General features: G+C 70.8%; 6 protein-coding genes, 1 pseudogene and 1 riboswitch. Of the genes and pseudogenes, 1 reads left to right on the forward strand and 6 read right to left on the reverse strand.

Annotated elements, in window-relative coordinates; translation table 11 throughout:
* A partial coding sequence (locus V6M46_RS06710) for an aminotransferase-like domain-containing protein (RefSeq protein ID WP_332663108.1) occupies positions 1-1,081 on the forward strand: 1,081 nt, incomplete at its 5' end.
* A 29-nt stretch (positions 1,082-1,110) separates the two neighbouring features.
* Here V6M46_RS06710 and V6M46_RS06715 read toward each other — a convergent pair.
* The 6 genes and pseudogenes from V6M46_RS06715 to V6M46_RS06740 all read right to left on the reverse strand — a co-directional run.
* Positions 1,111-2,346, reverse strand: a complete 1,236-nt coding sequence (locus tag V6M46_RS06715) for an esterase-like activity of phytase family protein (RefSeq protein ID WP_332663110.1) — start codon at positions 2,344-2,346, stop codon at positions 1,111-1,113.
* A gap of 18 nt (positions 2,347-2,364) precedes the next feature.
* Positions 2,365-3,078 carry a TenA family protein gene (locus tag V6M46_RS06720; RefSeq protein ID WP_332663112.1) on the reverse strand — a complete coding sequence of 238 codons (714 nt, stop codon included), beginning with the start codon at positions 3,076-3,078 and terminating at the stop codon, positions 2,365-2,367.
* On the reverse strand, positions 3,075-3,866 hold the full coding sequence (gene thiD / locus V6M46_RS06725; RefSeq protein WP_332663115.1) for a bifunctional hydroxymethylpyrimidine kinase/phosphomethylpyrimidine kinase: 792 nt from the start codon (positions 3,864-3,866) through the stop codon (positions 3,075-3,077). Before thiD ends, V6M46_RS06720 begins: the two co-directional genes overlap by 4 nt.
* Positions 3,863-4,504, reverse strand: coding sequence for a thiamine phosphate synthase (gene thiE / locus V6M46_RS06730; RefSeq protein WP_332663118.1), 642 nt, complete (start codon positions 4,502-4,504; stop codon positions 3,863-3,865). Before thiE ends, thiD begins: the two co-directional genes overlap by 4 nt.
* On the reverse strand, positions 4,501-5,304 hold the full coding sequence (gene thiM, locus V6M46_RS06735) for a hydroxyethylthiazole kinase (protein WP_332663120.1): 804 nt from the start codon (positions 5,302-5,304) through the stop codon (positions 4,501-4,503). Before thiM ends, thiE begins: the two co-directional genes overlap by 4 nt.
* A riboswitch (TPP riboswitch) is annotated at positions 5,295-5,389 on the reverse strand. Its footprint overlaps the gene before it by 10 nt.
* Before the next feature lie 62 nt (positions 5,390-5,451).
* Positions 5,452-5,865 (reverse strand): annotated as a pseudogene (locus V6M46_RS06740) (ketol-acid reductoisomerase); the annotation flags it as partial.

Below are 5,865 nucleotides of genomic sequence, written 5' to 3' on the forward strand. Positions count from 1 at the left end.
GTTCGAAGCGGCCGCGAACAAGCTGCCGGGGCTCCTCGCCACCACCGGATACCTCCCCGACGGCCTGCCCGCGCTGCGCGAGATCATCGCGCAGCGCTACTCCGATCGAGGGCTGCCGACCGACCCGGGACAGATCGTCGTCACCAGCGGGGCCCAAGGGGCGATCTCGCTGCTGGGCCGCGCACTGCTCCAGCCGGGCCAACGGATCATCGTCGAGGGTACGAGCTGGCCTCACGCCCCCGAGTCCTTCAGCTCGATCGGCGCGCGCCTCACGTCGATGCCGGTCGGCGAGACCCCATGGGACACGACGTCGCTCGGTGAGGCGGTCCGCAGCACGGCCCACGCTGCGGCGTACATCATCCCGGACTTCCACAACCCCACAGGCGCCGTCATGAGCGATGACGAGCGCGGGGCGTGGGCCCGCGAGCTGACCCGTCACGACATCGTGCCGATCGTCGACGAGTCGTTGCGGGAGGTCAACCTCGACGGCGTCGAGCTGCCGCCCTCGTTCGCCAGCTACGACCCGCGGGCCATCCTCGTCGACTCGATGTCCAAGTCGTACTGGGGCGGATTGCGCATCGGCTGGGCGCGTGTGCCGCTCGACCTGGTCATGCCCTTGATACAGGCCCGCATGAACCACGACCTCGGCACGCCCGGCTTCGAGCAGCTCGTCGTCGCCGAGCTCCTGACCGACGGCGGCCAGACTGCCGCAGCAGGCCGCGCGAAGCTGCGCGCCGGCCGCGACCACCTGCTGAGCGAGCTGGTGACGGCGTTGCCCGAGATCGTGGCGCCCTGCCCCGGGGGCGGCTCCAGCCTGTGGGTGACGCTGCCGGATCGCATGTCGTCCCGGCTGACGTCCGCGGCCGCGCGCCATGGCCTCGTCCTCACCCCGGGCCCACGTTTCTTCACGAGCCCGGTGCCGGTCAGCGAGCGGCACCTCCGCCTGCCCTTCATGCCTGCCCTCGACATCCTGAGTGAGGCAGTCAAGCGCCTTCGCCTCGCGTACGACGAGGTGGTCGGCACACGGGAGACGCACGGAGCCCCGGTCGACACCTCCGACACCCTCGAGCTCATCGCCTGAGCCACGTACGCCAGTCGCCGGCCCCGAGGTCAGTCGGTGTCGATGATGATCATCTCGGTGTCGTCGGGGGTGCCCGGGAACCGGGCCGCGTTGCCCGGGTAGTTGTTGTCATTGGCGATCAGCAGCCGACCCCGCGACAGTGGCACCAGCGTCTCGACGGACTGGAAGCCGAAGGCGAACTGCTCACCTGTGCCCCAGCCGCCGCCCTCGCTGATGCGATATGGGTCCGAGATCTTCAACAGGTCGACGACAAGCGACTTGGTGAGCGGACCCGTGGCGTCACCCTCGCCCAGCCGGACCTCGTAGACCCGCTTGGTCACCGCACTCGCACCGTCGAAGTTGTCCCGCTCCAGCACCAGGAGAACCCCCGGCCTGGTCATCTGCGCGTCGGCAACCAGGTTGGCGTCGGCATCGACGCGGTAGCTCCACGTCCGGCCGGTGTATCGACCCGCTTGGGTGTCGAACTCCGAGACGACCCGCCGGCGCCTGTCCGCGTCACCGACGAGGGCGTTCTCGACGATCGGGTAGAGGTAGCGCCGGTCCGCCGACTGGGCCATGGCCTCGAACCCACCGCTGCGCTGGACGACGGCGTCCTCGTCGCCGAGGTCCGGGTTCTGAGGCGACTTGCCGAGCGGGAAGGGCACGGGTGCCGAGAGCACGCGGCCGCGAGAGTCGACGTGCAGCAGAAAGGGCCCGAACTCCTCACCGATCCAGAACGAGCCGTCACGACTCCGCTGGACCGACTCGATGTCGAAGTCGTCGCCCGTCAGCTGCCGGTCGCTCGTCGACTCGTTGACGATGGGAAAGCCCACCTTGTGGCCGGGGTCGGACAGCGTGACGTGTCGAAGCACTTCGATGTCGCCCGCGCCGCCGCCGGCGGTCCTCCACCGCGGCTTGACCAGGTAGAGCCGGAGCAGGAAGTCAGCTGAGTTGCCTTTGGCGCCGAAGCCGTTGTCGGGCTGTGCCCAGAACGTACCGTCACCGTTGTCGATGGCGGCGGAGAATCCGGGGATGACCTGTCCCGGGAAGGGTCCCTGGCGGCCGTTGGCCGGCGTGGCGAGGGCGCCCGACGGCGGGCCGTCGGCCTGGTGGTCGGCGGACAGGAGCGCCCTCGCGAGCAGCCGCGGGCTGTCGGGCCCGTGGCCGCGCTCAGCCGAGGCGGTCGCCGGTGACAACGTCGCCGCAGCCGCAAGGGCGACGACAACACCGCCCGCGAGGGAGACCCGGAGTGGATGAACCGTGGCAGCGTGGAGAAGGCGTCTCATGACGACAACGCAAGACGGTCAAGACGACGGGCGGACCAACGACGGGCGAGAATCGGTTGAACTCCCGGTCAGCAGGGATCGTGCCGTCGGCCAGGTCTCGGCACGCCAGGCGGCGTCCCAGAACATCCACTCGAAGCGGGTCGACCGCTCGTACGCGATCGACATCGCGCGCCGATCGGACGCGACGGCGTCGACATGGGCCTCCATCCGGCGCACGGCCTCGTCGAACTCCGGCGCGGCGTAGGTGTCGATCCAGGCGGCGTACGGGTGGTCGCCCGGGCCTCGGAGGGCGAGGATGTGCCGGCCGACCTCGGCGTAGACACGGAAGCACGGCAGGATCGCGGCCAGCCCGACGTCATACGCCGAGGTGGCCGCCGCCGACTCGAGGAAGCCCGTGTAGGCCACACAGGTGGGCGTCGGCTCGGCCGCGGCGTCGCCATCGGGGTCGAGCCCGCGTGGCACCAGGAACCCGCGGTGCAGCTCGCGCTCGGCAGCGACGGCCGCCCCCGCCGATCCCGCCAACAGCTCGACGCCGACCGGGTCCGGAGCGCGTACGGCGAGCTGTGCCAGCACGCGGGCATAGCGATCGAGGTAGTGGGCATCGTCCACGAGGTAACGGGTGAAGGCTTCCTCGGGCAGGCTGCCGTCGGTCAGCCCGAGCAGGAAGGGATGCCGGCAGATCGCGTCGAACCACGGGCCCACCGACTGCCAGGCGTCCTCCGAGAAGCTCATCCCGCCACCTGGTGGTCGACCGGGCCGTTGCCGTGGCCGATCCGGAGCCCGGCGCCGGCCACCAGCGCCCGCGTCAGGTAGTCCTTCGCCGCGGCGACCGCGGGTACGACCGGCTCGCCGTGCGCGAGACGGGACGCGACCGCCGACGACAGCGTGCATCCCGTGCCGTGGGTGTTCGCAGTGTTGACGCGCGGCGCCTCGAGCCTGATCACCTCGTCAGCGGACACCAGCACGTCCACGCTGTCCTCGCCGCCGAGATGCCCGCCCTTGACCAGGGCATGGGCCGCGCCGAGGGCGATGAGCGCGTGCCCGGCCTCGATCATGTCCTCGACCGAACCGACCTGGCGTCCCGTGAGCATCGCGGCCTCGGGCACGTTCGGCGTGACGACGGTCGCCAGCGGCAGCAGCAGGTCGCGGATGGCGGCCTCGGCCCCCGGTGGCAGAAGCCGGTCCCCCGAGGTCGCGACCATGACCGGGTCCAGCACGACAGCGGGCACGGGGTGACGGCGCAGCATCGCGGCGACGGCTTCGATGACGTCGACCGAGCCGAGCATGCCGATCTTGACGGCGCGCACGTCGAGATCGTCGACCACGGCGTCGTACTGAGCCGTGATGAAGTGGACCGGAACCGCGTGGATGCCGGTGACGCCCAGCGTGTTCTGGGCCGTCAGGGCGGTGATGACCGTGGCGCCGTACGCCCCCAGGGCGGCCGCGGTCTTGAGGTCTGCCTGGATACCCGCACCGCCCGAGGGATCTGATCCGGCGATGCTCAACATGACGGGGGTCATGACGCGAGTCCTCTCTCGGCAAGGGACCTGTCGACGATGGTCCGGAGCTCCTGCGCTGCCGCCCCCGGATCGGCAGCGGAACATATCGCGCTGACGACCGCGATGCCGTCCGCACCGGCAGCCACGGCCTCGGCAGCGTTGTGCGCGTCGACACCGCCGATCGCCACCAGAGGCAGTCGGCCGGCCAGCAGACCGGCCAGGGAACGTACGCCGGGCAGTCCCCACGGCCGGTCGGCGTCGGACTTGGTCGGCGTCGTCCAGACCGGGCTGGCAGCGACGTAGTCGCAGGCGGCCAGCTGCGGCTCGTCGTCGAGCTGGGCCAGGTCGTTGATCGACCACCCGATGACGGCCTCGGGGCCGAGCAGCTCGCGGGCCTGGGTGGGCAGGAGATCGTCGAGGCCCACGTGCAGCCCGTCGCACTCACGCGCCGCGTCCACGTCGTCGTTGGCGATCACGGCGACCTCGGCCGGCAGGGCCCGGCGCAGTCGGCGGGTGAGGCTGACGAGGTCGGCCGACGGGGCGGCCTTGTCGCGCACCTGGACACACGACGCGCCGCCCGCGACTGCCGAACGGACGATCTGCACGGGATCGCCGTACGCCGGATCGGTCACGAGATAGAGCCGGAGGTCGATGATCATGACCGGTCGACGCGCACGGACCCGAGGCGGTCGGGGGTCAGGGCGGCGAGCTCGTCGAGCAGGTGCATGCGCAGGCTGCCGGGCCCTTCCGCTCGGGCTCCGGCACGCTCCCCGGCCGACGCGAGCATCGCCATCGCCGCCACGGAGCCGTCGAAGGGGTCGGCCCCGACGCCGCAGCAGGCGGCAACCAACGCGCTGGCCGAACATCCCAGCGCCGTCACCATCGGCATCCGAGGGTCTCCCCCGTGCACCACAGCGACCCGCGAGCCGTCCGTGACGATGTCCTGTGCGCCCGTCACCACGACGACTGCCGATTGCTCCTTGGCGAGCCTCCGCGCCGCCTGGAGGGCATCCGAGGAGTCCGCATCGCTGTCGACCCCACGTCCGGCCGCTCGTGACGTCGCGATCGCGATGATCTCGCTGGCGTTGCCCCGGATCACCGTCGGCGCGTGCTGGAGAAGGCCGGCAACGATCTCGCGCCGGTAGGCCGTCGCACCCACCGCCACCGGGTCGAGGACCCACGGCGTCCCGACCTCGCGCGCCGCCTCGGCGGCGGCGGTCATGCCCTCGACCCACGACGGCGACGGCGTGCCGATGTTGATCCCGACAGCCGACGCGATCCGGGCGAACTCGCCGGACTCGTGCGGATCGTGGACCATCGCCGGCGAAGCGCCGACGGCGTTCAGCACGTTGGCGGCCACGTCCATCGAGACGTAGTTGGTGACGTACTGCACGAGCGGCGAACGCTCGCGAACGGCGGTCGCGATCTCCGCGACCGATGACGTGACAGAACTGTTCACAGCAGGCTCCCTTGCGCCGGTGCTAACCGGATCAGGTTCGGCGGGTCTCATCTCAGCCCCTGGTGGGGCACCCCGGCCTTGCATCGCCGAGCGTACACAAAGGCCCCACCGGCGGTGAACCGGTGGGGCCTTCGTCAGCACGAGCCGTCAGCGCGCGGCCTGACCGTCGACGTAGTCGGCGTCCTGCTGCTTCCACGAGAAGTGCGAGCGCAGGATCTTTCCGGTGGCCTCGATCGAGTGACCGGCCTCCTTCTCACGCAGCGCGAGGAACTCCGGCGCGCCGGCATCCTGGTCCGCGATGAAGCGCCTCGCGAACGTGCCGTCCTGGATCTCCGCGAGCACCTCCTGCATGCGCTCCTTGACCGAGGCATCGATGATGCGGGGCCCGGAGACGTAGTCGCCGTACTCGGCGGTGTCGGAGACCGACCAGCGCTGCTTGGCGATGCCGCCCTCCCACATCAGGTCCACGATGAGCTTGAGCTCGTGCAGCACCTCGAAGTAGGCGATCTCGGGCTGGTAGCCCGCCTCGGTCAGCGTCTCGAAGCCGGCCTGCACCAGGTG

This window comes from Aeromicrobium sp., from assembly GCF_036676885.1.
GTDB lineage: Bacteria > Actinomycetota > Actinomycetes > Propionibacteriales > Nocardioidaceae > Aeromicrobium.

Excerpts from the sequence above, each read along its gene's own strand:
- V6M46_RS06715 (WP_332663110.1), bottom strand. The coding sequence starts at position 2,346 with ATGAGACGCCTTCTCCACGCTGCCACGGTTCATCCACTCCGGGTCTCC.
- V6M46_RS06720 (WP_332663112.1), bottom strand. The coding sequence starts at position 3,078 with ATGAGCTTCTCGGAGGACGCCTGGCAGTCGGTGGGCCCGTGGTTCGAC.
- thiD (WP_332663115.1), bottom strand. The coding sequence starts at position 3,866 with ATGACCCCCGTCATGTTGAGCATCGCCGGATCAGATCCCTCGGGCGGT.
- thiE (WP_332663118.1), bottom strand. The coding sequence starts at position 4,504 with ATGATCATCGACCTCCGGCTCTATCTCGTGACCGATCCGGCGTACGGC.